We start from the raw sequence: 25,750 nt of genomic DNA on the forward strand, positions 1-25,750 counted from the left end.
CCCACTGTGAAATCACCGACCGACGCGCCTGTCGTCACGAATCCGCAAGACCCGGACGTTCAAACGCTGTGGGACGACGGCACGCTCGTCCTCTCGCGGATCAAGGCGCGGGGCGCGCCGAACACACGGCTCGCCGTGCATGCGTCGGCACGCCAGCTATCGGCGCAAGCGCTGTCGCTGCTGGAGAACGCCGACCGGTTGCGCTCGCGGCTCGACAGCCTGCGCTTCGCGCGACCGTACGCGCTGGTGCGCGAAAGCCAGCGCACGACGCTCCTGCTCGACGACCCCGGCGGCAGTGTGCTCGCGTCCATGCAGACGCATCGCCTGCCACTCGGCAAGGTGCTTTCCATGGCCGCCAACGCGGCCGCCGCCCTCGACGCGTTGCATGTGCGCGGCCTCATTCACCACGACGTGCGTGCGGCGCATCTGCTGGTCAATGCAAGGACTGGCGCGGTCGCGCTGACTGGATTCGGGCTGACCGCCGATGCCGATGCGAACCAGGATACCAACCTCGAATCCGCCGCAGAAGGTCACGCATTCCCCCAGCCGGTGCTGTTCGCGGACGCGCTTCCCTACGTCGCGCCGGAACGAACCGGACTGCTCAACCGGCGCCCGGATGCGCGCTCGGATCTGTACTCGCTTGGCGTCGTGATCTACTGGATGCTCACGGGCCGGTTCCCCTGGCTGGCCAGCTCGGCGGCGGAGTGGCTGCACTGCCATACGGCGCGACCGCCCATTTCGCTCAAGGAGTCGGCGCCCCAGGTGCCCGACGCCGTTGCCGCCATCGTCGAGCGGCTGCTCGCGAAAACCGCGCAGGATCGCTACCAGAGCGCGCGAGGCGTGGAACACGACCTGAGGCTGTGCGCGGAGCAATGTCTGCGCGGGACGCCGGTCGAACCCTTCGCATTGGGCGCGGCCGATTCGCTGGAACGCTTGCTGATTCCCGGTCGCCTGTACGGACGCGAGACGCATGTGCAGGCGCTCACGGCCGCCTTCGAGCGGGTCGTTCACGATGGCGCGCCCGAATGCGTGCTGGTGTCCGGCTATTCAGGCATCGGCAAATCGGCGCTGGTCGAGGCGTTTCACCGGTCGATGTCGCGCTCGGGCAGTCTGTTTGCTTCGGGCAAATTCGATCAGTACAAGCGCGATATTCCGTATGCAACGATTGCGCAATGTCTGGCGGCGCTCGTGCAACAGATCCTCGATGAAGACGAATCCGACGTCGATACATGGCGGGAGCGCATTCAGGACGCGCTTGGTTCGCACGGACTCCTGATCGTCAACCTGATCCCCGTGCTGGAACGCCTGATCGGTGTGCAGCCGCCGGTTGCGGAACTCCCGCCACAGGAAGCGCAGACCCGGTTCGTCGCGACGCTCATGCGCTTCATCGCGGCCTTTGCATTTCCGGGGCGCCCGCTGGTGCTCTTTCTGGACGACCTGCAATGGCTGGACGCCGGCACGATCCCGGTCATCGAGGCGTTCGGAAAAGGCCAGGACGTACGGGATATCCTGCTGATCGGCGCGTATCGCGACAACGAAGTCGGGCCCGCTCACCCGTTGGCCCGCCTGGTCGATGGCATGCGTGCGGGGCAGGTTCGCGTGGACGAGCTGATGCTGGCTCCGCTCGGCGTGAACGACGTCGCAGGTCTCGTGCGCGATGCGACGCACGGCGACGCGCAACGCACCGCGCAGCTCTCGCAGGTTTTGTTCGACAAGACCGGCGGGAATCCGTTTTTTGCCGTCCAGTTCCTCCAGCTTCTGGCCGACGAGCGCTTTCTGACTTTCGACAAGGCGAGCCAGGCGTGGGCCTGCAACGCAGAGCTGATCGCGCAGCGGGCCTTTCCCGACAGCGTTGTAGACCTGATGGTCGACAAGCTTGGCCGCCTGTCCGGTTCCACGCGCCGCGTGCTGGTGGATTTTGCGTGCCTTGGCACGACGGTCTCGGGCGCGGTGCTCGCGCGCGTGAGCGGCCAGTCGCAGGAGGCGATCGATGCGGCGTTGGCGGAAGCGGGCGCGCAGGGCCTTGTGTATCGCCACGCTGAGGGCTATGCATTCGTTCACGACCGCATCCAGGAGGCCGCCTATGCGCTGATCGCCGAAGCCGATCGCGCACCGGCGCATTTGCGCATCGGCGCCCTGCTGGACGGCGACGACGACGACCCGGAGGTCGAACGCAACATCTTCGAGATCGTCAACCAGTTCAATCGCGCAATCCCTGTGATCGAGGATTTCGAAGTGCGCTTGCGCGTCGCCAGTCTCAACTTGCGCGCGGGCCGCAGAGCGAGGGCTTCGGCGGCGTATGGTTCGGCGCTTGCGTATCTGGCGCTCGGCAGCGACATGATCGGCAGTGGCGCATGGCAGACCCATTACGCCGAGAAGTTCTCGTTCGAGCTGCTGCGCGCCGAATGCGAATTCCTCACGGGCAACGCCGCACAGGCCGAACAGCGCCTGGGCGCGCTCGCAGGCCGCGCCATGAACGTGCCGCACAAGGCCGCCGTGGCCTTTCTGCGCGTGACGCTGCATACGGCGCTCGACCAGATGCAGGCCGCCGTCGAAATCTGCCTGGACTATTTGCGCGAGGTCGGGATCGACTGGGTTGCGCATCCCGCGCGCACGGCAGCCGCGGCGGAATACGCGACGCTGCACGAGCAGATCGGCCAGCGATCGATCGCTTCGCTGATCGACCTTCCGCTGCTGCGCGACGAAACGCTGGAAGCGACGCTCAATGTGCTGACCGCCGTGCTGCCGCCGGCCTTCTTCACCGACGAGAACCTGGTGTGCCTCGTGTTGTCGCGCATGGCGAACCTGAGCATCCGGCATGGCAACACCGACGCGTCCTCGCTGGGTTTTGCCTACCTTGGCATGGTGGCGGGCCCGATCTTCGGCGACTACCGTGCGGGATTCGAGTTCGGCAGCCTGGGACTGGCGCTGGTGGACGAGCGCGGGCTGGGGCGGTTCCGCGCACGCGTGTACATGTGCTTCGCCTATCACGTGATGCCGTGGACGCAGCCCATGCGCGCGGGCCTGCCGCTGCTGCGGCGGGCCTTCGAAGCAGCGACCCAGAGCGGCGACCTGACCTATATCGGCTTCAGCAGTTGCTGCCTCGTGACGAGCCTGCTTGCCGCGGGCCATCCGCTCGCCGAGATCGAGGACGAGGCAGTAGAGCGTCTGCGTATCGTTCGCGCGGCGGGTTTCGGGCTGATCGTCGACATCATGAACGCGCAGCTGTCGCTGATCCGGGGACTGCGAGGGCTGCCGCCCTGGCTGGGTTCCCGTGGCGCCGACCATGCGGACGAGCGCGCGTTCGAAAGCCACCTGGAGGGCAATCCCGCACTCGCCATCGCGGCATGCTGGTACTGGATACGCCAGATGCAGGCGCGGTACTTCGCGGGCGACATCGAGCGCGCGCTAGAGGCGCAGCAGCGCGCGGCGCCCTTGCTGTGGACGACGTCGGGACATTTCGAGCTGGCGGAATATCACTTCTTTGGTGCACTGGCGCGTTTGCAGCGGCATGACGCGCTTGCGCCCGCCGACCAGGCCGCCGACCAGGCCGCCAACCAGGCCGCCAACCAGGCGGCGCTCGCGGATCACGTCGACAAACTGCGCGGCTGGGCCCAGCACGCCCCCGCGAACTTCGCTTCGCGCACCGCACTGGTCGACGCCGAACTCGCGCGCGTGGGCGGCCGCGAGTTCGAGGCGATGCGTCTCTACGAGCAGGCGATCGCGCAGGCGCGCGAGCAGCGTCTGCTGCATGTCGAGGGACTCGCCCATGAAATCGCCGGCCGGTTCTATGCGGAGCATGGATTTGCGGCGATCAGCGTCGTCTACCTGCGCAACGCACGGCAGGCCTGGCTGAACTGGGGGGCGATGGCGCGAGTGAGGTCGCTCGATGCGCGCTATCCGGGCCTGGCGCAGGAAGAGGCGCCGAATGCACCGGGTGGGGCGGTCGCGAATCAACTGGAGATGGAAACAGTCGTTAAGGCATCCCAGGCAATTTCCGGCGAGCGGGTGCTGGAACGGCTCATGCATACGCTGATGACCATTGTGCTCGAACACGCGGGCGCCCGCCGTGCCGTGTTGATCCTGCCGCACGCAGAGCAGCTCTGGATCGAGGCGGAGGCCAACGCGATCCGCGAAGGCGCGAGCGTCAATGTCGGCCGTCGCGCCGCCGCGGCGGACGCCGTGCCGCTCGCGATGCTCCATCACAGCCTGCGCACGCACGAGCCGGTGCGCCTTGACGACGCGTCGATCGAGAATCCGTTCGGGGCGGACGAATACTTCCGCGCGGGCAATGCGCGCTCGGTGCTGGCCTTGCCGCTCCTCAAGCAGGACAGGCTGATCGGCGCGCTGTATCTGGAGAACGAACTGGCGCCCGGCGTGTTTACGCTCGCGCGCATGGCGGTGCTCAGCTTGCTTGCATCGCAGGCCGCGATATCGATTGAAAATGCCAGCCTGGAAGAGGTCGAGGCGCTGCTCGAAGAAAAGGAAGCCTTGCTGCAGGAAGTGCATCACCGGGTCAAAAACAATCTGCAGTTGATCAGCAGCCTGCTCAACCTCCAGGCGTCGCGCGTGGAAGACCGCTCGACGGCCGAGCGCTTCCTGGACAGCCGCAACCGCGTGCGTTCGATGGCCATGGTTCACGAGAACCTGTATCGGGCCGGGAATTTTGCGCGCATCGACATGGCGTCCCATATCCGGAACCTGTGCGCGCACCTCTCCCGCGTCTATGAACTGAGCCAGTTGAACGTGTCGCTCGACGTGCAGGTGGACGACGTCCAGCTCGACATGAACCGCGCGGTGGCGTGTGGCATGATCGTGAACGAACTCGTCTCGAATGCGCTGAAGCATGCGTTTCCGCAGGGGCGGCGCGGCCAGCTGCGCGTGCAACTGGTGATGGCCGACGAGCACTGCTGCGAGCTGGTCGTCGCGGACGACGGCGTGGGCTTGCCGGCCGATTTTTCCCTTGAGAGCGCCGATACGCTCGGCCTCCAGCTCGTTTCCGACCTGTCCAGCCAGCTCCATGCCTCAGTGCGCCAGGACAGCGGCGCGGGGACGAGCTTTGTCATCCAGTTCAAACTCTAAGGATTTTTCGGGCTTCGTCATGGCATCCGCGCGCATTCTTATCGTGGAAGACGATCGCGTCGTGGCGCGCGATATCGGTCAGCAGCTCGTGCGCTGCGGGCATACCGTCGTGAGCAGTGTCGCGAGCGGCGAGGAGGCGATCGTCGTGGCGGCGCGCACGCCGCTCGATCTCGTTCTCATGGACGTGCGCCTCGAAGGCAAGCTCGATGGTATCGATGCCGCTCGGCGGCTGCGCGAAGCGCACGGCCTGCCCATCGTCTTTCTCACCGCCTATGCGGACGAGGAGACGGTTCAGCGCGCGGCGGTCACCGAACCCTTCGGGTACATCCTCAAGCCTTTCGAAGACCAGCAACTGCGTACGGTCGTCGAAATGGCGCTCTACAAGCATGCCGCCGAGCGCCGCCTGCGCGAGAGCGAGCAGCGCTACGCGGCCACCCTGGCGAGCATTGGCGACGGCGTGATCGCGACGGACTGCGATTCGCGGATCACGCTGATCAACCCCGTCGCCGAGGCATGGACAGGCTGGTCGCAGGGGGAGGCCATCGGCCAGCCGCTGGAGAAGGTGCTCGTGCTGGTCGACGAGGACACGAACACGCCGCTGGACGACGTGGGCGCTGCCGTGCTGCGCGACCGGGCGGACGTCGACATGCCGGTCAAGACCCGGCTGGTCGGCCGGCACGGTCGCGAAGTCCCGGTCGAAAACCGGGTCACGCCGATTGTCGACAGCGTGGGGAAAGTGGTCGGCGTCGTGCTCGCGATCCGCGACGTGACGGCCGCGCGCCGTGCGGCGCAGGCCGAGATCCTGCGCGAGACCAACGAGCGCCTCGGCGCGGCCATGTGGGGGTCGAACGTCGGCGTATGGGAGCTCGAATGCGATGGCGAAGACGAGCGGCACTGGATACTGCGATGCTGGAACGTGCGCGAGTGGCTCGGCTATGGCGAGCATGAGGGCGCGCCCGGCTTCAGCCGTTTCATGGAGCTGGTGCATCCCGACGACCGTGCGTCCTTCGCGCAGGCCATCAAAGGCCAGACGAGGAACGGCGGCGCGCTGGCGGTCGAGCACCGGCTGCTGCATCGCGACGGGGCGTACCGATGGGTGCTCACGCGCGGCACGCGGCGCACGCCCGCGGGCGCCACGCCGGTCTGCCTGAGCGGCACGCTGATCGACATTAGCGAGCTCAAGCGTGCGGAACTGGCGTTGCGCGCCAGCGAGGAGCGCTTCCGGGGCACGTTTGAAAACGCAGCAGTGGGGATTGCGCACTGCGCCGCGGACGGTCGATTCCTGCGCGTGAACCAGCGCTACTGCGAGATTGTCGGCTATAGCCGCGACGCGTTGCTCAACATGACGTTCAGGGACGTCACGGACGCCTCCAGCCTGCCGGACAGCGTTTCCCGCTTCGGCCTGCTGTTCGAGAAGAAAATCTCGCACTACGCCGAAGACAAGGTCGTCGTCCGAGGCGACGGCACGCGCGTCTGGGTCAATGTCTGCGTCGCGATGCAATGGGAGCCGGACGACCAGATCTACCATACGATCGCGGTCTTGCAGGACATTTCCGGGCGCAAGGCGCTGGAAGCGAACGTGCGCGAGGCGCGCGACGAAGCGGAAGCCGCGAACAAGGCCAAGGATCAATTTCTCGCCAATATCAGCCACGAATTGCGCACGCCGCTGAACGGCATCCTCGGCTATGCACAGATCCTGCGCCACGATGACGCGCTCGGTGCGCGCCAGCGCTCGCAGGTCGCGGTCATCGAGCAAAGCGGGACGCACCTGTCGACGCTGATCAACGACTTGCTGGAGTTCGCGCGCATCGGCGCGGGCCGCATCGAGCTGCATCTGGCCGATGTGCCGCTCACGCCGTTCCTGGAAATGCTCGCGCAGATGGTCGGCGTGCGTGCGCGGGAAAAGGGACTGACGCAGACCGCGGTGATTTCGCCTTGCTTGCCGGTCGTGATTCGAGTCGACGAAAAGCGCCTGCGCCAGGTGCTGCTCAACCTGCTTTCGAATGCCGTGAAATTCACCGATGAAGGCGAGGTCACGTTTGCGGTTCGACAGGTGAGCGAGGGTGTCATGCGCTTCGAGGTGTCCGACTCAGGCGTGGGCATCGCGCCGGGGCAGATCGAGCGCGTCTTCCAGCCTTTCGAACAGGCGGGCGATACCGAGCGGCGCAGTGCAGGCCTGGGGCTGGGCCTGTCCATCAGCCAGCATCTCGTGCGCCTCATGGGCAGCGAGATCCATGTGCAGAGCGAACCCGGTCGCGGGAGCCGCTTCTGGTTCGATCTTGCGCTGGCGGGCCAGGGCGATGCAGCCGGCGCGGCGAACGACGCGGATTGCATCGAGAGGCCGGTTGTCGATGCCATGGCCGACGAGCCGGTGCAGCCGCTGGCCGTGCCCTCGCACGAGAACATGGCGATTCTTCACCGGCTGGCATTGCGAGGCCAGATGCGCGATGTCGTGCGTCATGCCAATTCGCTGCTGGAAAGCGACGCGCGTTACCAGGCGTTCGTGCTGCGCGTGCGCGGGCTGGCGGAAAGCTTCGAATCGCGGGAGCTGCTTGCGTTCATCGAACGGCATTGGAACGGAAGAGAGCCGACATGACAGAGGAACTTGAATGCATGGCGCCGCTCGTGCTGGTAGTGGACGATACGGCGTCGAACCTGGGCCTCGTGGTCGATTTTCTCGAAGGCAACGACCTGCGCGTCTCGATTGCCCGCGACGGCGAAGAGGCGCTCAGGCGGGCCGACCTCGTGCATCCCGACCTGATCCTGCTCGATGTGATGATGCCGGGCCTCGATGGGTTCGAGGTGTGCCGCAGGTTGAAGGACAATCCGCGCACGCGCGCGGTTCCGGTCATCTTCATGACCTCGCTTTCGCAGACGGAAGACAAGACCGCAGGCTTTCATGTCGGTGCCGTCGACTATGTGACCAAGCCGCTGCAGATGGAAGAACTGCTGGCGCGCGTGAAGACGCATTTGAAGCTGGGGCGCCTGCAGAAAACCCTCAAGGAGCAGAACGCGCGTCTTCAGGAAGAGGTGCGCAGCCGCGAGGCCGCGCAGGACGCCCTGATCGAAATGATCAATAGCGTGCGCAATACCTCGAATGCCATCGCTCACGATCTTCGCACGCCGCTGACCGAGTTTCGCTTCAGGATGGAAGCGATGATCCTCGATCTCAAGACCAGGGTCGATGGCGAAACGCTGGAGCGTCTGGAGGGTGCGTTAAGCGATATCGACCGGGTCATCGGCATTTTCAATGCGCTCCTGCGGCTCGCGGAAATCGATGCGGGCGTGCGCCGCTCGGGCTTCGTGGACAGCGACCTGGCGCACATCGCCGCCGAGGCGGTGGAGTTCTACCAGCCGCTCGCCGAACTGCGCGGGCTCGCCTTGACGCTGAGTGGCCCGGAGAGCCTGCCGGGGCTGGTCGATCCGTTGCTGCTGGCCCAGGCGATCGGCAATCTGATCGACAACGCGCTGAAGTTCGCGCGCACGCAGGTGCATGTGCATCTGGGCGATGCCGGCGGCCTGATCGAATTGGCGGTGGCCGACGACGGCCCCGGTGTGGCGGATGCGGAAAAAGCCAGGGTGACCGAGCGGTTCTACCGTGGTGACGCAAGTCGCGGAACGCCCGGCGTGGGGCTCGGGCTTGCGCTGGTCAGAGGGGTGGCGACGCTGCATCGCGGCACGCTGACGCTCGAAGACAACGATCCAGGGCTGATCGTGAAGCTGGCGCTATCGTGCCCGCCGCGCCACGGGTGAGACGACCGTCGACACCAGGACGCAGTCATCGCAACGATCGACGATCGCTACGTTTGACGTGTGCCGCTAGCGTGCCCCCGTAGACATCTTCGGGCGGAGCGCTTGCGTCGAGCCTTGCTCCGGGCTGGCATCGGGCATGCTCGCGTGGATGGCTCGCGTACGGGCACCCGGAGCCCCCGGAACCGCCGTTGTGCCCAGGCGCTGACGCAACTGGACAAGGCGCTGGATATCGGGTGCGGGCGAGCCGAGGTCGACGTGCGCGTCGAACGGGGCAAGCAGGGCCACGGCTTGCGCGGGTTCGTCGCTGTCGATGTAGTGGGCGGCGAGGTCGAGCGCGGCGCGCAGCTTCCAGGTCAGCGCGCCGTGTTCGCTTGCGAGCGCCATCGCGGCATTCAGGTCGCGGCGCGCCTGCGCTTCGCGCTGGGTGCGCTCCCCGTGCGCCGCGCGGCCCAGCGAGCGCGCGTGCTGGAGTTCCACCCAGCCTTTGGCCCGCAGCAGTTCGGGCAGGAAGTAATACTCGCTGTGGCTCTCGCTGCGCTTGATCGCGTCGTCGAGCCTCTCAGCCGCCTCTGCGAAGCGCCCCGCGTGGGCGAGCGCCTCGGCGCTCAGCACGATGAACGATGCAATCACGCGCCGGAAGCCGCGCGCCACGAGCCGTTGCAGGGCAGGCTCCAGCCTCTCCAGCGCCGATGCTGCATCGACGCCGCAGTGAAGATCGATCTGGACGGACAGGCATTGCGCATAGTCTTCCCAGATGGCGAACCGGTGGGTCGCCACTTGCGAGCGCAACAGGGCGAGATAGCGTGTTGCGGCCTGCAGGTCGCCGCATTGCAGCGCGACCGGCACGGCCACGGTCGCAAGCAGATGGCTAAGCGTGGGTTCCAGCGTATCCCGGCGCGCCGGGTCTAACGAGGCTTCCACGAGTTGCATGGCGTGCGCCGGCTTGCCCTGAAGCCACGCAATGCGGGCGAGCGTGCCTTTGCAGAAAATCAGCGGCTCCATGCCGGGCATGCCGCAGGACGCGTTCTCAAGGCCCGTTTCGCCGAGCGCCGCGACGGCATATTCGAGGCGTTCGCGGGCCTGCTCGTGCTCGCCGAAGCAGTGCAGCGAAATGGCCAGCATGGCGCCAGCCAGCAGGCGCGTGCTGCGTGAATCGCCATGCTCGGCCGCCTGCTGGATGCGCGTGGCGTAGCGGATCGAGGCGTGAATGTCGGCGACCGACAGCGTCGTGTTCCACAGGCCCCACAGGGCGCGCGTCGTGAACGCGTCGTCGCGCGCGGCCTGGGCGAGCCGCAGCACCCGTTGCCAGAGCGACAACGCCGTCTCGACGTTCTCGCCCACATACACGAGCGTGGAGGCGCTGGCCGCGCACAGCCGCATTTCGCAGACGACATCGACCGAGCCCGCAGGCAGGGTATCGAGCCGATCCAGCGCGCGTCGCGAGCGTTCGAAGCATTCGTGGACGAGCGATGCATCGAGCAGCGTGCCGACCAGCGCTCCCGCGAGCGCGACGCCTTGCGCCGGGTCGCCGTTTTCGGAGAAGGCCCAGTCGTAAGCGGTGCGCGCGTCGTCCAGCGAAAGACGCGCGCTGAGATCCGCGCCGTCCTGGCCGCCTTCCGCAATCACCAGGCGGTTCTCTTCGACGCGCTTTCGCATGTAGCGCATGTGCCGTGACGCGATGACGTTCACTTCGCCTTCGTCGCGCTGTTTCTCCATCGCGTAGGCGCGGGTGCTTCCGGTCAGCCGGTAGGTTGCGATCGACCCATGAAATTCCACGTTCAAGAGCGACTTGGACGTGAGTTCGCCGAGGCTCGACACCACCACGGTGATCGACATGCCGGGTTCGGTGGCGACGGCGCAGACCGCATCGAACGTAAACGGGCCCGTGAAGCAGCCGAGTCGACGGAACAGGATGCGCGACGGCGCGTCGAGCAGCGCGTAGCTCCATTCGAACGTCGCCCGCAAGGTCTGGTGGCGCGGCAGCGCCGAACGCAAGCCGCCCGTGAGCAGGTCGAGCTGGTCGTCGAGCCGCGAAGCGACCCCCTCGATGCCGAGCGTCGCCACACGTGCGGCAGCGAGTTCGATCGCCAGCGGCAGGCCGTCGAGACGCCGGCAGATGTCGGCGGCCAGGGCGATGCTCTTTTCGTCGGCGGCGCAGGCCATGGCCAGCGAGCGCGCGCGGCACAGGAACAGTTCCACGGCCGGGTACGCAAGCATGTCCTGGGTAGCGAGTCCGGGCTCGGGGACGGCAAGCGGTTCGAGACGCAGCACGGATTCGGCCCGGATGTGCAAAGCCTCGCGGCTCGTCACGAGCACGCGCACCGACGAATTGCGCACCAGCAGCGCTTCCACGAGCCTCGCCACGACGTCGATCACATGCTCGGCGTTGTCGAGCACGAGCAGGCAGCCGGAACCGGCGAGCGCATCATAAAGGGCGTCTGCGTGGCGCCGTCCATCGTGCGCGGGAAGCTTGAGCGCGTCTGCCACGAGCGCGAGGACTGCATCGTCCGAGGCGGCCCTGGCGAGCTCCACGAAGCAGATCGCCCGACCGCTGCGGGCATGCCATTGGTTCGCGACGTGCAAAGCGAGCGCGGTCTTGCCGATACCGCCCGCGCCGACGACCGTCGTGGCCGGGCTCCGTTCGAGGCGCTCCAGCAGTTGCCCGATTTCCACCGCGCGCCCGATCGGCGGCTCAACGAGCAAAGGCAGTGCGGTCAACTCAAGCGGGGGCGTGGTAGCAATGTGCGCAGGCGCGTCGCCTTGAGCGGGAATATCGGGTGTACTGGGTATGTCGGTCGTCTCGACCGCCTGGGCACTCCTGGCAACCAGCAGGTAGCCTCGCCCAGGCACGGTCTTGATCAGGTCGCGGTCGACGCCGAGCAGCGTGCGCAACGCCGCAATATGCACCTGAAGGCGATTCTCCACGACGATCTGGCCTGGCCAGACCGCGTCCATGATGTCGTCTTTCGACAGGATGGCGCCATTGGCGCGATAGAGCACTTCGAGAATATCGAAAGCGCGCGCGCCGATGCGCACGGAAACACCATCCTTCTCGATGCTTCGCTGTTCGAAGCTGACCTGCAACGATCCTATCTGAAGCATGGTCGTCTCCGGCTGGCGATATCGTGACTATATCGAAGGTGCATCTGATCGGGCATGGACAATGAAACGTCAGGCGGCCCTCATGCTGGGCCAGTTGGGTGGCGATTGCACACAATGCGGAGTTTAAACAAAGATTGGTGGGGTGTCTTGAATAAAAATGCTCAGCACATGGCCAATAGATCGTTTTCAAACTCGCGAATCGAACCGTATCGTCGCATTGTCTACAATCGTACGAGCCAGCCTGCGGGTGCGTGCGGCTGTTCGGCGCACTGTATAAATGTCACCTGGAAATAGGGGTTTTCGTTAGTGGGGCAATATAACGGGACTGCTATGGGCCGAATAATTTCGACGTGAAGGAACGATCGAATCCACGCCTGATGGCGTTTTATGTTCAGGTCATTTGTATGCCGATTCCCAATTGGCGTTTTTTAAGTTTGTCACCTGACTTTGAATCCGTTCTGACAAACAACAGCGCTCATGCGGCGCTTTCGAATCTGATTGACTTGAATAGTTCAATCAGCGCAGGTTCGCGGCCCCGGCGACCAGTTCGATAAAGGCGCTGATGCGTCTCGAACCGCGCTGATTCGGCAAATAAATCGCAGTGACGGCAGACCGTGTGTTATTCGGGTTGACTTCATAGTCTTCGAAGAGCCTGGTCAGGCGGCCACTTTGCACGTCGGCGGCCACCAGCCAGCTGGGCAGCAGCGCAATGCCCGCGCCGTTGAGCGCCGCTTCGCGCAGAATGTCCGAGTTGTTCGTCTTCAGCCTTCCGGTGACCACGACTTCGCACTGCTGCCCATTCTTGCAGAACGTCCAGACCTGCTGGTCGGCGCCATACGAGAAGCGAAGGCTTTGGTGCGCGCTCAGTTCGTCGGGTTCCAGCGGGGTGCCGAACTCGCTCAGATAAGCATGGCTGGCGACAACGCAGCGGCTGAAGTCGCCGATATGCCGGCTGATCACGCTGGCGTCGGGTGGCGGCGTGCCCAGGCGGATCGCCAGGTCGATCCGGTCGGACACCAGGTCGGCCACCGAGTCGGTGAGCGTAATGTCCAGGTCGAGTTTGGGGTAGCGCGACAGGAACGCCCCAAGATGCGGGCTGATGCACTGGCGCGCGAATTCCACCGGCACGGAAACGCGTAGCGGGCCGGAGGGCTCGTCGCCACGGTCGGTGACGGCGGCATCGGCTTCGGCGACGTCGTCGAGAATGCGCCTCGCGCGTGCGTAGTACGTCTTTCCTGCATCGGATAGCGTGACCTGGCGCGTCGTTCTGTTGAGCAGCGCCGTGCCGAGCGACTCTTCGAGCGCATCGACGGCGCGCGTGACCGACGAGGTCGCGAGTTCGAGCTTGCGCGCAGCGCTTGAGAAGCCGCCGCTCTCCGTCACGACGACGAAAGCGCGCAGCGCCTGAAGTTTGTCCATCGTTTTGTCTCCAGTGCAAAGTACCGTTGCATGGGGTTCCTATTCTAGCTTTCGACAAGCGGCCCTATCTTCTGTGCACGCCCATTGAAAGGAGAAATACGATGGAACCGCTTGAAATACGTATCACGCAGGATTTCATTTGTCCGTGGTGCTGGATTGGCGAAAAGAAGCTTGAGGAAGCCTTGGCATTGGAAGGCGCAAGCGCGAACGTCAAATACGTGTTCATGCCATATGAGCTGAATCCGGACATGCCCCCTGAAGGGCGCGACCGGAAGGCCTATCGCACGGCCAAATTCGGCAGCTGGGCGCGTTCGCAGGCGATGGACGCGCACGTGACGCAAGAAGGCCGGCTGCACGGACTTGCGTTCGATTACGACCTGGTCAAGCGCACGCCCAACACCCTGGCGGCACACCGGCTGGTGTGGTTCGTCCAGAGCGAAGGCGGCGACGCGCGTGCCCTGGTCGATGCGATTTTTCGCGCCTATTTCACGCAGGGGAGCGACATTGGCAACCCGGACGTATTGGCCGATATCGCGGCTTCCGTGGGACTCGACCGGGCACGCGTGAGTGAACTGCTCGCCTCGCAGGAAGGCTGCGCGCAGGTGCGCGAACTGGAAGCCGCCGCCGCGCTCGAATCGGTCAACGTCGTCCCGTATGTCAAGCTGGGAAGCGAAATCGTGAGTGGTGCGCAGCCGGTGCCCGTGTTTCGTCGCGCGTTGAGCATTGCACGCAATGTCGCGAATCGAGCCGTCGGAACGGGCGTGGCCGCTGCGTAGCGTTTGACCCTTCGCGTTGCCATCCACTGCCGCGCGCGTTCGCTTCTGCGAATGCGCGCGGTGTCGTTCGCAGTGGCTGAAATAGCGGTCAGTGCTCAAGTTCGAATCGACGGCCTGCTGGCGATTGAACCTCGCATGCCTCGGCGGCTTCCAGCACGCAGGCGAGAATCGCGTGGTTCGCGTTGGCGGGCTGCAAGCCGCGCCGGGACGGGCGATAGACAGCGTCGCCGCGCTTGATGGCCCGGCCGGTGAGCGTGCAAAACGTCTTGTGGCGCGAGCGGGTGCGTTTCCAGAGTTGATCGGCGTAATGGCCGCAGGTGGCGTCGTACCAGCAAAGCGAGACGGCCGTACTGGAAAGGCGTTCGAGGATGCGGATATAGCCCGAAAACGGCACGGGGGATGCGGCTCGCGCAGTCGCATGCTGCGCGCGTGCGCGACCGGGCTTGCGCATCGTGCCTGCCTGATCGATGGCCCCGCTGGCCCCGCTGTCCGCGCGCGAGCGAGAGGCCAGTTCGAGCGCGAGAATGGTTTGCTTCCACGGTTCGTCGTTTGCGCAGGAGTCCATTGGGCAGATCCGTTTCGTCGGCACGCGTTAAGCCCGGGCAGGCAATGCCATTGTGGATCGCGGCTGCCAAAAGATCCTGAACCAGAGGATAAAAACTCCTGAAACATCGAAGGCGCAGGCTGCGGGCGAACGACAGCGGCGGGCAACCTGCCCGCCGCTCGCCGCTCAATGGGCGCTCAATCGACCGTCACTCGGAGACCGGAGCAAACACCGGATAGTCGATATAGCCGCTCTCATCGCCGCCGAAGAAGGTGGCCGGATCGGCCTCGTTGAGCGGCAACGCGTCGCGCAAACGTGCGGGCAGATCAGGATTCGCGATAAACGGACGGCCGAACGCGATCAGGTCGGCGCGGCCGCTTTCGAGCGCATGCGTCGCGGTTTCGAGCGTATAGCCGCCCGCGAGCATCAGCACGCCCTTGTATTGCCGGCGCATGAGTTCGATGATGGCGTCCCAGCGCGGATCGTACTTTTCGTCCTTCACCGTGCCCACGATGGCGGGCTCGACAAGGTGCAGGTAAGCCAGCTTCCAGTCATTGAGGCGCCCGGCGATATGGCCGAAGGTGGCTTTGGGCGTCTCGTCGCCCATGCCCATGAAGCGGCCCATGGGCGTGAGCCGCACGCCCACGTTTTCTGCGCCGACTTCGTCGGTGACCGCAGACACGATGTCGAACAGCAGGCGCGTGCGGTTGTCGATGCTGCCGCCATAGGCGTCGGTGCGATGGTTGCTGGCGCTATTGATGAACTGGTCGATCAGGTAGCCGTTGCCGGCGTGAATCTCGACGCCGTCCATCCCGGCCTGCATCGCATGGCGCGCGGCGACGCGGAAGTCCTGCACGATCTGCGCAATGCCGTCGAGCGTCAAGGCCTGCGGCACCGGCACATCGGCCCACGCCCCCTTGCCATCGCTATCGACGACGAAGGTCTTGCCGGGCACGGGCATGGCCGTCGGTGCGACGGGCAGGCCGCCGCCTGGCTGGAACACCGGATGCGAGACGCGTCCCACGTGCCACAGTTGCAGGAAGATCTTGCCGCCTTCGGCGTGCACGGCCTCGCTCACGGCGCGCCAGCCTTCGATCTGTTCGGCGCTATGAATGCCGGGCGTCCAGGCGTAGCCTTGCCCCTGCTGCGAGACCTGGGTGGCCTCGGTAACGATCAGCGCCGCGCCGGCGCGCTGGCGGTAATACTCGACGTTCATCGGGGTGGGCACGTTGCCCGGCTGGCCGGCGCGCGAACGCGTGAGCGGCGCCATGGCGACGCGGTGGGCAAGCGAGTGGCGGCCGAGGCGAACCGGTTGAAACAGGGCGTCAGACATACGTATCTCCGTGGGTAAGAGGGGGAGCGGATGTCTGCAACGTTATCGACGATCGGCAGCGGGGAGAATCCGTCGCGCGCGCTATGCAGTTTTGCGCCGCACGCCTGGGATCGCCTGCTGGCGGCGTCAGGGCCGTGTCATGGCGGCGTGCCGAGACCGAACACCGAGGCGAGCTGAGGCCCTTTTTCGAGCAGCGACGTGACTTCGGCGCGGCGCTTCGCCGACCAGTCCGCCAGGCGCTGCACGGCATCGGTTGCGGGCGGCGCAAGCGCCTGCGCGAGCGAGACCGCGTCGGCCGCCGCCTTCGAGGTGCCCGAAGCCGTGTGCGGGCGCACCGTGCAGGCTGCGTCGCCCACCAGCGCCACGCGCCCCTGCGCAAAGCCGGGGCTCAGCGCGTCGAAGATGGCCTGGACGAACGGCGCGCGCGTGGCCAGCACCAGTTGTGCGAATGCGGCGGGGAGCCGTTCTTCGGCGAGCTGCCTGAGCGTCGAAACGGATTCGTCAGAAAGCTGGCCCGCATGGATCGACGCATGATGGACGGTGCCCGCGCGATCGGTCAGGTGGCGGCGCAGCGCTTCGGGATCTGGCTCGTTGCGATACCAGAGCCAGTTGAAACGCCGCGACCCCGGCGCGAGCGATCCGTCCAGCGCGGGAATCAGGAAGGCCATGAAGAGTTCGCCGGGCGCCTTGTGCAGCGTCATGTTCTCGACGAGCGATGCGATGGCGTCGGCGTCGAAATCCGCTTCGTCGACAATGCCGCGCCACGCAATATAGCCCGCGAACGATGGGGCGTAGCCGGGGAAAATCTGCGTTCGCAGCATCGACGCAGTGCCGTCCGCCGCGACCAGGATATCGGCGCGCACCGTGCGCTCGCCGATGCGGACATCGACTCCTTCGTCATCCTGACTGAATCCCGTGACCAGCTCGCCGTAGCGGATGCGCCCGGGCGGCAGCATGCCGCAAAGCGAACGGTAGACGGCGTCCCACGACGAGAACGGCAGCATCTCCGGCTCGTCGCGTGTGAGCGCGCCGTCGCGGTCGATCCAGCGACGGCGGCGCGTCGGTACGCTGATCATGTCGCGGCAGTAATGCCCATGCTGTTCGAGGAACGCCATCATGCGCCGCAGTACCGCCACGCCGCCGCCCTGGCCGCGCAAAGGCGTGGCGGAGCGCTCGTAGACCTCCACGTCGTGGCCGGTGCAATCGAGCGTCAGGGCCGTGGCGAGACCGGCGATCGAGCCGCCGGCAATGATGATTTTCATGATGGGTGGCTTCCATGCGGATCGCGAGGCGCCGGGCGCGCTGCGCTGAAGACGGCCCATGGCGGCGATCAGCCACTGGGCGGGACGCGTGTTTCAACTGCCAGCAGAGCATAGCGTCAAAGCGTACGGGCCGCCGCCGTCGAGTCCTTGCTGGCCCGTTCCAGGCCGCTATTTTCAGAACTTTTCAGGTATTTCAGGCGGCACTGTCACGCCCGGTGCGCAGAAGGGCGCGCCCGCTTGCGGGCCACGCAACGCAGCATTGCGTCCAGCCTGGATTCTGGATCGTCGCTGTCGCCCTTACGCTGATGATCAGGCCGCAAGGGAAAACCGCGGCAACCCAGGTTCAAACCAGCTTCAACTCAAGGAGTCAACGACATGACTGATCAAACATCGCGTCGCGCAGTGATCATCGGCGGTTCGCTGGGCGGGCTCTTTACCGCCGCGTCCTTGCGGGCGGCAGGCTGGTCGGTCGATGTCTACGAGCGCTCGATCAGCGAACTGGACAGCCGCGGCGGTGGCCTCGTCATGCAGCCCGCGCTGCTCGAAGCGTTCCGGTTCGCGGGCATTGCGCACGCGCCGCAGCTTGGCGTGCCATCGCGCGACCGGCAGTATCTCGACGCCAGCGGCGCGGTGCTGATGCGCCAGCGCATGCCGCAGGCGCAGACCGCATGGAGCGTGCTGTACAACACCTTGAGGGCAGGGCTGCCCGATGAGGTCGTGCATCCGGGCGTTGCGCTCGCGGGCTTCGAACAGGACGGCGCAGGCATCGACGTGATGCTCTCGGATGGGCAGCATGTTCGCGCCGATCTCCTGATTGCCGCGGACGGCCCGCATTCGACGACGCGCTCGATGCTGCTGCCCGACGATTTCCCCGACTATGCGGGATACGTGGCCTGGCGCGGTCTGCTGCCGGAATCGGCGCTCGACCCGGCCAGCGCGGCCACGCTTGCCGATGCATTCACGTTCCAGGGCGGCGATGCGCACCAGTTGCTGACTTATCTGATCCCAGGGGAAGACGGTTCGACACGGGTGGGAGAGCGGCGCTGGAACTGGGTCTGGTATCGGCCCCTGGCTGCGGGCGCGCCGCTCGACGCCGCGCTGACCGACCGGCATGGCGTGCAGCGCGCGCTGTCCGTTCCGCCCGGCGCGCTGCGCGACGAGGTTGCCGCGCGCCTGAGGTCGGACGCCCGCGAGCAGCTGGCCCCGGCACTCGCCGCGCTGGTGCAGGCAAGCGACGCGCCATTCCTGCAGATCATCCAGGACTATCGGGCGCCGAAGCTGGTGTTCGGCCGCGCGGTGCTGCTGGGCGACGCCGCCTTCGTTGCACGGCCGCATACCGGCGCGGGCGCTGCAAAGGCCGCTTCGAACGCGGTGGCTCTTGCACAGCAGTTGCGTGACCCCGAAAGGCCGATCGACGAGGCGCTCAAGCAGTGGGAAGCAAGCGAGTGGCGCAACGGCGTGCGTCTGTACGAGTTCGGCATCGACCTTGGCAGGCAGGTCATGGGCGACCTTGGCGTGCACGCCACGCTATGAGGCATGCGTCCTCGTGCGGCGCGGAGCAGCAGCGGCGCGTCGGCTTGAGCGCTGCCGCGCCCGCTACTGTGTGCTACTGCGCGCGGCGACGCCACGCGCTCGGCGACATGCCGACGATCCTGAGGAACACGCGGCTCAGGTGGCTTTGATCCGCAAAGCCGCAGGACGCCGCAATCGACGAAAGCGTCATGTCCGTGGCGTCCATGAGCTGCCGCGCCTGCTCCGCGCGCTGCTGCAGCACCCATTGATGCGGGGTCTGCCCCGTCTCCTTCGCGAACGCGCGAATGAAATAGCCGCGCGACAGGTTGCATGCGCGCGCGACGTCGGCAATCGAGACGCCGTCGCGCGAGCCGTCGAGCAGCATCTCTTTGGCGCGGGCCGAACAGGCGGGCGACAGCGTCCCCTTGGCGCGTTCGTCCGTGGGTTGCAGGTTGCCGTATTGACGCGAGAGATGCGTGCCGATCGCCACGCCAAGCTGCTCGATGAGCAGCGTGTTGATGGGGCCGGTCGTTTCGAGGCTGGCGGTCAGCGCCCTCGCGAGGTGGCCGAGCACGACGTCTTCCTGTTCGACGGCGCAGGTCAGTCCCTGGACGGGCGGCACGTTGTGTTCGTCGCTCAGGTGATTCAGGAAGCCATGGGACAACTCGACCAGCAGAAAGTCGAAGTTGCCATATAGATCGGCCCGGTAGTCCTCGGCGAAGTCGCGGATATAAATCGAACTGTCGCCAAAGCGCCTGTCGATGGTCTGCGGCCCGCGAAAGATCTTGCGCCGGTGACCGCTTCGCAAGGAGACGCCCACCAGTAAGCCGCGTTCGCAACCGGGCATGGCGATGCGTTCGAGCTCCGGCGTGTCCATGCATTTGCGAAAGAACGTGATGTCGCCGTTATCGACCTGCATGTCCCGGCGCAGGTTGGTGGAGACGCACCCGAGCGAATCTTTCGAACCGGTCGATACATTGGGCATGAAGGCTGATGAAATCATCGGAGCGACCTCGAACCGGATGCGGCTCCCGGAGTGATGTTTGCAAATTGCTCGCGCGGCGAACCGGCCTGAAGCGGGCAGACGCCGGATGAGGCCATGGGCAACGAGCCATCTTACTGCCTGGCGCTACGTACGCGGCATGCGCGTTCATAACAATTAAGGGATCCAACAGGACTTTACGTCCGTGATTGCGTACGCTGTCCATCACTTGCCGCCGGAGTCTTCCCGGCCGCGCTCGCGCGCGCTACGCAAGAGCGTACCGCAGACGACATCCGCGAAACCGTTTGAATGGACACAGAGACACGTATGAGCGCTCAGAGCTTCGTGGAGGCGGCCGACGGCACCTCGCTCTCATCCCGCCTTCGGCATGGGCAGCGGCTGAACTGCGGCTTGCTCGTCTTCGCGTTCGTGCAGCGATAGACCCGGGCACGGAGCGCCTCATGAAACCTGAACTTGCGGTAGCCCCCGACGAAGTGGCGGGCGTGCGCATTCCGCGCACCGCGCTCGCGACGCTCGCCGTCGAGAATGCCCGCGCCTCGCTCGCTCCGGTGCTGGTCGGCCACGCGCGCCGCGTGTTCGTGTTCGCGTCGCTCAGCGCCCGGCGCGAGCGTCATGTCTGCGACGCGGAAGCACTCTACGTGAGCGCGATGTACGCAAACATGGGGCTGAGTCCGGCCTACGCGCACTCGCAACTGCGCTATGAAGTGGACAGCGCCGACGCGGCGCGCGCGCTGCTGGCGGGCATCGCTGCGTACATGGCGGACGATGTGTGGCGTGCGATCGCCCTGCATACCACGCCAGGCATTCCCGAGCATGTTTCGCCGCTCGCGCGGCTGCTGGCACAAGGGGCGCAGACCGATCTCGTCGGCGCGAACTACGACGCGTACACCTGCGCCGAGCGCGAGGCGATTCTCGCGGCCTATCCGCGCGAAGCCACGTTCAATGAAGACATGATCGCGGCGATTGGCCGGGGCGTTGGCCATCGGCCGCAGACGACCAGCGGCACCTGGAGCGCAGACATTCTTGCCCGCCTCGATCCCGATTACTGCCGGCTGAACTTTTGCGGGCTGATTCTCGGCTCGCGCTGGAGCCAGCCGGACAGGCACGCATTTTCCCATTCACATTCCCACTCACACTCAAGCAGACTCAAACCATGAAAAACCGCTTCATTCCGTTGCTGGCCGCACTGGCATTGACGAGCGTCCAGGCTTTTGCCGCCGATGCGGTCACGTCGTATTCGCCGCCTGTCACGACCCATGAGCAGAGCGCTGCGCAGCAGCAAGCCGCGCAGGATAAAGCAGCCAAAAAGGCCGCCAGCAAGGCCACGAAAGCCGCCAACCGCAAGCTGGCGGCAAACGTGCGCAAGGCAGTGACGAAGGCGGGCGACGTGCCGATGGCAAACGTCGTCGTGCTCGCGAAATCGGGCGTCGTCACGCTTGCCGGTTCGGTGCCCGAAACGACCCAGATCGCGGCCGCCCAGCAGCACGCACAAGACGTGGAAGGCGTGAGCCAGGTCGTCAACCGGCTCACCGTGCGCACGCCCGGCAACTGAGCGGCGCGCCGGTACGCTAACCGGGCGTTCGACCGGCGCCACGCCAGCACCATGGTGACCTGCTGGCGAGGCGCCGGCCGCCCGGCATCCCGTTCAGAACAATTCAGAAGCCCTTAAGGCGCGCGACCCGGAGTGCTGTCAGTATCGATGGCTGCACCTGGGCCGTCTCAGGCACGCGGATTCCGCGCGAGCAGCAGTGCGCAAACGATGCCGGTTATCGCGCATGCAGCGGCGAGCCGGTAGTTGTCCGCGAGCGCCAGCGTCACGGCTTGCGTGCGCACGGCATGGTCGAGCAGCGCGAGATTGGCGGCGGGCGCGAGAGACGGATTGCTCGCGAGCCACGCGCCGCCCGTCGAGGGCAGCGCGAGCAGCCGCTCCAGTGTGAGCGGATTGAAGGCATCGACATGGGTGCCCAGCAGCTGCGAATTCGTCACTTCGAAAATGCGCTGCGTGAGCGCGAGCGAAGTGGTGCCGAGCTGGCCGCTGAAGAGGCGCGTCGTCTGGATGACGGCACCGAAGGTCAGGGCGTGTTCGGCGGTCACGTGCTTGCCAAGGAAGTAGATGACCGAGGTCAGCACCATGGTCTGTCCAAGCGCCTGTAGCAACTGCGAGGGAACGAAGTCCGCTTCGGCCCACACGCTGGAGATGCCGGTGCCGAGCGCGAATGCGATCGCCACGGCGGCGAAACCGATCTTGATGAGCAGGCGCGGGTCGATGCGCAGCAGCATGAACGCGATGGCCGGTGCGAACAGGGCTTGGGGAATCGCGATCCAGCGCAGCGTGTCGCCGACCTGAAGTGGCCGCAAGCCGTGCACGTTCGCAAGAAACACGGACGGAATGAAACTCGTGTTCAGCACGCAGAAGCGGATGAGCCCGACCAGCACAATCAGGATCAGGATGTTGGGCCGCAGGAACCAGTCGAGGTGAATGGCCGGGCGCGCGGAAACAAGCTGGATGGCGACCGAACCGGCCAGCAGCAACGCGCCCGCACCCATCATCCAGACGATGAAGGGCGACTGGAACCAGAACAGGCGCTCGCCCTGGTCGAGCGCGATCACGAGCGCCGTGAAACCGCAGGCGCCCAGTAACAGGCCTGCGTAATCGGGCGGCGCTTCGCGCGCATGTGTGGGGTCGTCACGCATCGCCAGGAGCAGGCAGAGCATGAATGGCAGGCATAGCAGCGCGTTTTGCCAGAACAGCCAGTGCCAGCTCAGGTGCTCGCTATACCAGCCCTCCAGGGTGGCCGAGATGTTGAGCGAGGTTTCGAGGTTCATCGCGTAGGCGGCAATGCCGAACGGAATCAGGCGCGCGGGCAGTGTGCGCACGATGAAGCTCACGGTGGTCGGCACGAATGCGCCCGATGAAAGACCGGCGCAGGTTTGCAGAAGGATGAAGACGCGAAAGTCCGTGGCGAACGGCAACAGCATCTCCGCCACGAGGAACACCGACGCGGCGACAAGCAGCACGCGGCGCACCCCAAAGACGAACGCGGCCCAGACGGCAAGCGGGCCCACGAACATCTGCGCAGCGGTGAAGGCCGTGTTGATCCACGAGCCGTCGTCGAAGCCCACGCCGAGCGCGCCGCGAATATCGGCGAGACCGAGCGAGGTGATGCGCGAGGTCAACGTCGAAATCATCGCGCCAAGCAGCACCGCGCCGATTGCCGCGAACGAGCGCCAGGTCGGAATGGCGACGGCGGGAACGGGCGCGGCAACGGCGGGTGCGAGGCAGGCGGGAGAGGGCGGGCTGTTGGGCATCGGAAACCATATTCAATGAAGGATCGTAGTGCGAAGCATCTTACGGTCGATCGGATTTGTTTGCATGCAAGGGGCGTGAAGTGGAACCTGTACCGCAGAACGATAGCGCACTGACGAGAAAACATCTGTTCGTCATGGCGGGCTTTGCCGTGTTTGCGCTCTGCGTGGCGGTCGCGATTGTGTTCGCGTTTTCGGAAGGCAGCCACGCCACCGACGACGCGTATGTCACCGGGCACGTCCACCTGATCTCGCCGCGCGTGAACGGGACGGTCGAGCGCGTCGTCGTCGACGACAACCAGCTCGTGCATGCGGGGCAAGTGCTCGTCGAACTCGATCCGCGCGACTTCGACGTGCGCGTGGCGCTGGAGCGCGCCCGCATTCTTCAGGCGCAGGCGGCGCAGCACGGCGCACAGGCGGCAATCGCCGAGGCGCAGGCCGCCGTCGTCGCTGCCCAGGCCGACGCGCACAAGGCGAGTCTCGACTACGAACGGGCAAAGTCGCTCGTGACCGGCACGCCTCGCGCGCTCTCGCAGCAGGAGTTCGATAGCGCGGACGCCGCCTGGGTGGCCGCGCGCTCGCATGTCGATGCCGCCAATGCGCGCCTTGTGGCCGCGCGCGCTGCGCTGTTCGCGGCGCAGGCGCAGGAGGCGCAAGGCACGGCGAACCTGCGTGACGCGTCGTTGCAACGGGAATACGCGTCCATCGTCGCGCCAGTGGACGGCTACGTGGGGCGCAAGACCGTCGAGTCGGGCCAGCGCGTGACGCCAGGCCAGCCGCTGCTCGCAATCGTCGAGCCGGCGGTGTGGGTCGTCGCGAACTACCGCGAGACGCAGTTGAAGCACATCGCCGCAGGGGATGCCGCCACCGTCACCGTGGACGCCGAACCCGGCGTCACGCTGCATGGCCGCGTGGACAGTCTCGCGCCGGCAACGGGCGCGCAGTTCGCGCTGCTGCCACCCGACAATGCCACCGGCAACTTCACGAAAGTCGTGCAGCGCGTGCCGGTCAAGATCGTCTTCGACGCGCCCTTGCCCGTGCGGCTGGCGCCTGGCCTGTCCGTGCACGCGACCATTCTGCCTGCGGGGCACGCGCAATGAGGCGCGGCGCGCTCGCGGCGCTGGTTTGGCTGGGCGGCTGCACGGTGGCGCATCGTGTCGACCTGTCCGTTCCGCTCACGCCTGGGCCGTTCCGGCAAACGGGCGCAGCGGCGGTGACTGATGTGACGGCTGCGACGGAGGGCGCCGCGCCCCGCGTTGCGAGCACATGGCCGACGATGTTTGGCGACCCGCGGCTAGCGCGTCTTGTCGAGCAGGCGCTCGAACAGAACCTCGATATCCGCCAGGCGAATGCGCGCATCGATCTCGCCCGCGCGGCCGTGACCGCGAGCCGCGCGGATCTCTCGCCGCAGGTCGAGGCGGGCGCGGGGGCTTCGCACAGCCGCGCCTCGGGGACGATCGACAATGCCTTGCCAAAGCGCATGATGCGCACGTGGACAGTCGCCGCCGACGTCACCTACACGGTGGACTGGACGGGCGCCCTGCGCGGCGAGGCGGCCGCGGCGGAATCGAACGCCGTGGCGGCCGAGGCAGACGCCGACGCCGCGAAGCTGCGCGTCGCCACCGAAATCGCCGCCGATTACCTCACGCTCCACTACGTCGACGAAGACATCGATGCGCTCAAGCGTTCCGTCGCGCTGCGCGAGACCGCCATGAAGCTCGTCGAGGCCCGCGCGCGCGTGGGCAACACGAGCGATCTCGACGTGCTGCGTGCACGCACGGAATGGCAGACGACTCGCGCCGAGCTGATCGAAAGCCAGCGCCTGCGAGACAACCTCGTCGATGCGATGGCGGTGCTGCTCGGTCAATCGGCGGCGACGTTCGCGCTGGGGAATGCAGGCGGCCCCGTGACTGTGCCGCAGGTGCCGGTCGGCATGCCCGCGGAGGTGCTCGCGCAGCGTCCGGACGTCTATGCAGCGGGGCGTCGGCTCGACGCGGCGGCATGGGCCGTGGGCGTCGCGAGAACGGCGTGGCTGCCCCAGTTGACGCTGACGGCCGACGGCGGCTTCGCCAGCCGCAGCCTCAGCGAGTTTCTCGACCGCAACAGTTCCTTGTGGGGGCTTGCGGCGTCGCTCGCGCTGCCGCTGTTCGACGGCGGACGGCGCGACGCCGCGCTGGCGGCGGCGCAGGCCCGCTATACGCTGGACGAAGCGGCGTATCGCGGCATTGCCTATGACGCGCTGCGCGAAGTGCAGGTCGCGCTGGACGATATCGCAGCCGGGCGCGAGCGCATCGCGTCGTTCGACGCCGCGGCTTCGACCTCGGATCAGGTCGCGCAGTTGTCGCGTCGGCGCTATACGCTCGGCTACGTGGATTACTTCGAGGTCGTCAATTCCAACCGCGACGCCTTGTCGATCGAGCGCGACGCCATACACGCGCGCCAGGCGCTGGCCGTGGCGACCGTCGCGCTCGTGCGGGCGCTCGGCGGCGGCTGGTCGGCGCAGCAAGCCGCACCGACGGCACACGCCGCAATGGCGGCCAGCGCCGTCTCCCCGCAATAGCGAGGACGTCGGCGGTGCTCGCCGTTCAGAATTTTTCAGAGCCGCTTAAGGCCGGCGAGTGCTAAAGATGACACGATGAGCGGCACGACAGGCCGCCG

Annotated in this window: 16 protein-coding genes; 9 read left to right on the top strand and 7 right to left on the bottom strand. The window is 66.1% G+C overall.

Going from position 1 to position 25,750, the window contains the following annotated elements:
* Nucleotides 1–6 precede the first annotated feature (6 nt).
* From BBA01S_RS24140 to BBA01S_RS42460, 3 genes are read left to right on the top strand one after another with little or no spacing between them, the layout of a single operon-like run.
* Nucleotides 7–5,082: an AAA family ATPase gene (locus tag BBA01S_RS24140; RefSeq protein WP_052391862.1), complete on the top strand. Its 5,076-nt coding sequence runs from the start codon at nt 7–9 to the stop codon at nt 5,080–5,082.
* Between the two features lie 19 nt (nt 5,083–5,101).
* Nucleotides 5,102–7,678: a hybrid sensor histidine kinase/response regulator gene (locus BBA01S_RS42455; protein WP_042297782.1), complete on the top strand. Its 2,577-nt coding sequence runs from the start codon at nt 5,102–5,104 to the stop codon at nt 7,676–7,678.
* The gene (locus BBA01S_RS42460) at nt 7,675–8,835 is read left to right on the top strand and encodes a hybrid sensor histidine kinase/response regulator (RefSeq protein WP_218004253.1); all 1,161 of its coding nucleotides are present in this window, start codon (nt 7,675–7,677) and stop codon (nt 8,833–8,835) included. The genes BBA01S_RS42455 and BBA01S_RS42460 overlap by 4 nt, the downstream gene beginning before the upstream one ends.
* A gap of 66 nt (nt 8,836–8,901) precedes the next feature.
* Here BBA01S_RS42460 and BBA01S_RS42465 read toward each other — a convergent pair whose 3' ends face one another.
* Both BBA01S_RS42465 and BBA01S_RS24165 read right to left on the bottom strand, forming a co-directional pair.
* Nucleotides 8,902–11,937, bottom strand: a complete 3,036-nt coding sequence (locus tag BBA01S_RS42465) for a winged helix-turn-helix domain-containing protein (protein ID WP_042297784.1) — start codon at nt 11,935–11,937, stop codon at nt 8,902–8,904.
* A 516-nt stretch (nt 11,938–12,453) separates the two neighbouring features.
* The gene (locus tag BBA01S_RS24165; protein ID WP_027818705.1) at nt 12,454–13,356 is read right to left on the bottom strand and encodes a LysR family transcriptional regulator; all 903 of its coding nucleotides are present in this window, start codon (nt 13,354–13,356) and stop codon (nt 12,454–12,456) included.
* Between the two features lie 101 nt (nt 13,357–13,457).
* Here BBA01S_RS24165 and BBA01S_RS42470 point away from each other — a divergent pair, with 101 nt between their 5' ends.
* Entirely contained in the window at nt 13,458–14,132 is a 675-nt protein-coding gene (locus tag BBA01S_RS42470; RefSeq protein WP_042297785.1) for a DsbA family oxidoreductase, read from the top strand.
* An 88-nt stretch (nt 14,133–14,220) separates the two neighbouring features.
* Here BBA01S_RS42470 and BBA01S_RS42475 read toward each other — a convergent pair whose 3' ends face one another.
* The 3 genes from BBA01S_RS42475 to BBA01S_RS24185 all read right to left on the bottom strand — a co-directional run bounded on the left by BBA01S_RS42475 (nt 14,221) and on the right by BBA01S_RS24185 (nt 17,271).
* The gene (locus BBA01S_RS42475; RefSeq protein ID WP_052391863.1) at nt 14,221–14,697 is read right to left on the bottom strand and encodes a DUF3331 domain-containing protein; all 477 of its coding nucleotides are present in this window, start codon (nt 14,695–14,697) and stop codon (nt 14,221–14,223) included.
* Nucleotides 14,698–14,884: 187 nt separating this feature from the next.
* A complete protein-coding gene (locus BBA01S_RS24180; RefSeq protein ID WP_027818706.1) occupies nt 14,885–16,009 on the bottom strand; it encodes an alkene reductase in 1,125 nt (374 codons plus the stop codon).
* A gap of 137 nt (nt 16,010–16,146) precedes the next feature.
* Entirely contained in the window at nt 16,147–17,271 is a 1,125-nt protein-coding gene (locus BBA01S_RS24185; RefSeq protein ID WP_027818707.1) for an FAD binding domain-containing protein, read from the bottom strand.
* A 375-nt stretch (nt 17,272–17,646) separates the two neighbouring features.
* On the opposite strand from BBA01S_RS24185, the gene BBA01S_RS24190 reads away from it, so the two are divergent.
* A complete protein-coding gene (locus BBA01S_RS24190) occupies nt 17,647–18,804 on the top strand; it encodes an FAD binding domain-containing protein (protein ID WP_027818708.1) in 1,158 nt (385 codons plus the stop codon).
* A 73-nt stretch (nt 18,805–18,877) separates the two neighbouring features.
* On the opposite strand, the gene BBA01S_RS24195 is transcribed toward BBA01S_RS24190, so the two are convergent.
* Nucleotides 18,878–19,786, bottom strand: coding sequence for a helix-turn-helix domain-containing protein (locus BBA01S_RS24195; protein ID WP_042297786.1), 909 nt, complete (start codon nt 19,784–19,786; stop codon nt 18,878–18,880).
* Nucleotides 19,787–20,226: 440 nt separating this feature from the next.
* On the opposite strand from BBA01S_RS24195, the gene BBA01S_RS42480 reads away from it, so the two are divergent.
* Entirely contained in the window at nt 20,227–20,943 is a 717-nt protein-coding gene (locus BBA01S_RS42480) for an HD domain-containing protein (RefSeq protein ID WP_063750564.1), read from the top strand.
* Nucleotides 20,940–21,338 carry a BON domain-containing protein gene (locus BBA01S_RS24210; protein WP_027818710.1) on the top strand — a complete coding sequence of 133 codons (399 nt, stop codon included), beginning with the start codon at nt 20,940–20,942 and terminating at the stop codon, nt 21,336–21,338. Before BBA01S_RS42480 ends, BBA01S_RS24210 begins: the two co-directional genes overlap by 4 nt.
* 167 nt (nt 21,339–21,505) lie before the next feature.
* Here BBA01S_RS24210 and BBA01S_RS24215 read toward each other — a convergent pair whose 3' ends face one another.
* Nucleotides 21,506–23,095 (bottom strand): MFS transporter, encoded by a 1,590-nt coding sequence (locus tag BBA01S_RS24215; RefSeq protein WP_027818711.1) that lies wholly within the window; start codon nt 23,093–23,095, stop codon nt 21,506–21,508.
* A gap of 80 nt (nt 23,096–23,175) precedes the next feature.
* Between BBA01S_RS24215 and BBA01S_RS24220 the strand changes: the two genes are divergently transcribed.
* Nucleotides 23,176–24,192: an HlyD family secretion protein gene (locus tag BBA01S_RS24220; protein ID WP_052391869.1), complete on the top strand. Its 1,017-nt coding sequence runs from the start codon at nt 23,176–23,178 to the stop codon at nt 24,190–24,192.
* Nucleotides 24,189–25,652, top strand: a complete 1,464-nt coding sequence (locus BBA01S_RS42485; RefSeq protein WP_084162504.1) for an efflux transporter outer membrane subunit — start codon at nt 24,189–24,191, stop codon at nt 25,650–25,652. The genes BBA01S_RS24220 and BBA01S_RS42485 overlap by 4 nt, the downstream gene beginning before the upstream one ends.
* The last annotated feature ends 98 nt before the right edge of the window (nt 25,653–25,750 follow it).

It is taken from the genome of Paraburkholderia bannensis NBRC 103871 (assembly GCF_000685015.1).
In the GTDB taxonomy this organism is placed as follows: domain Bacteria; phylum Pseudomonadota; class Gammaproteobacteria; order Burkholderiales; family Burkholderiaceae; genus Paraburkholderia; species Paraburkholderia bannensis.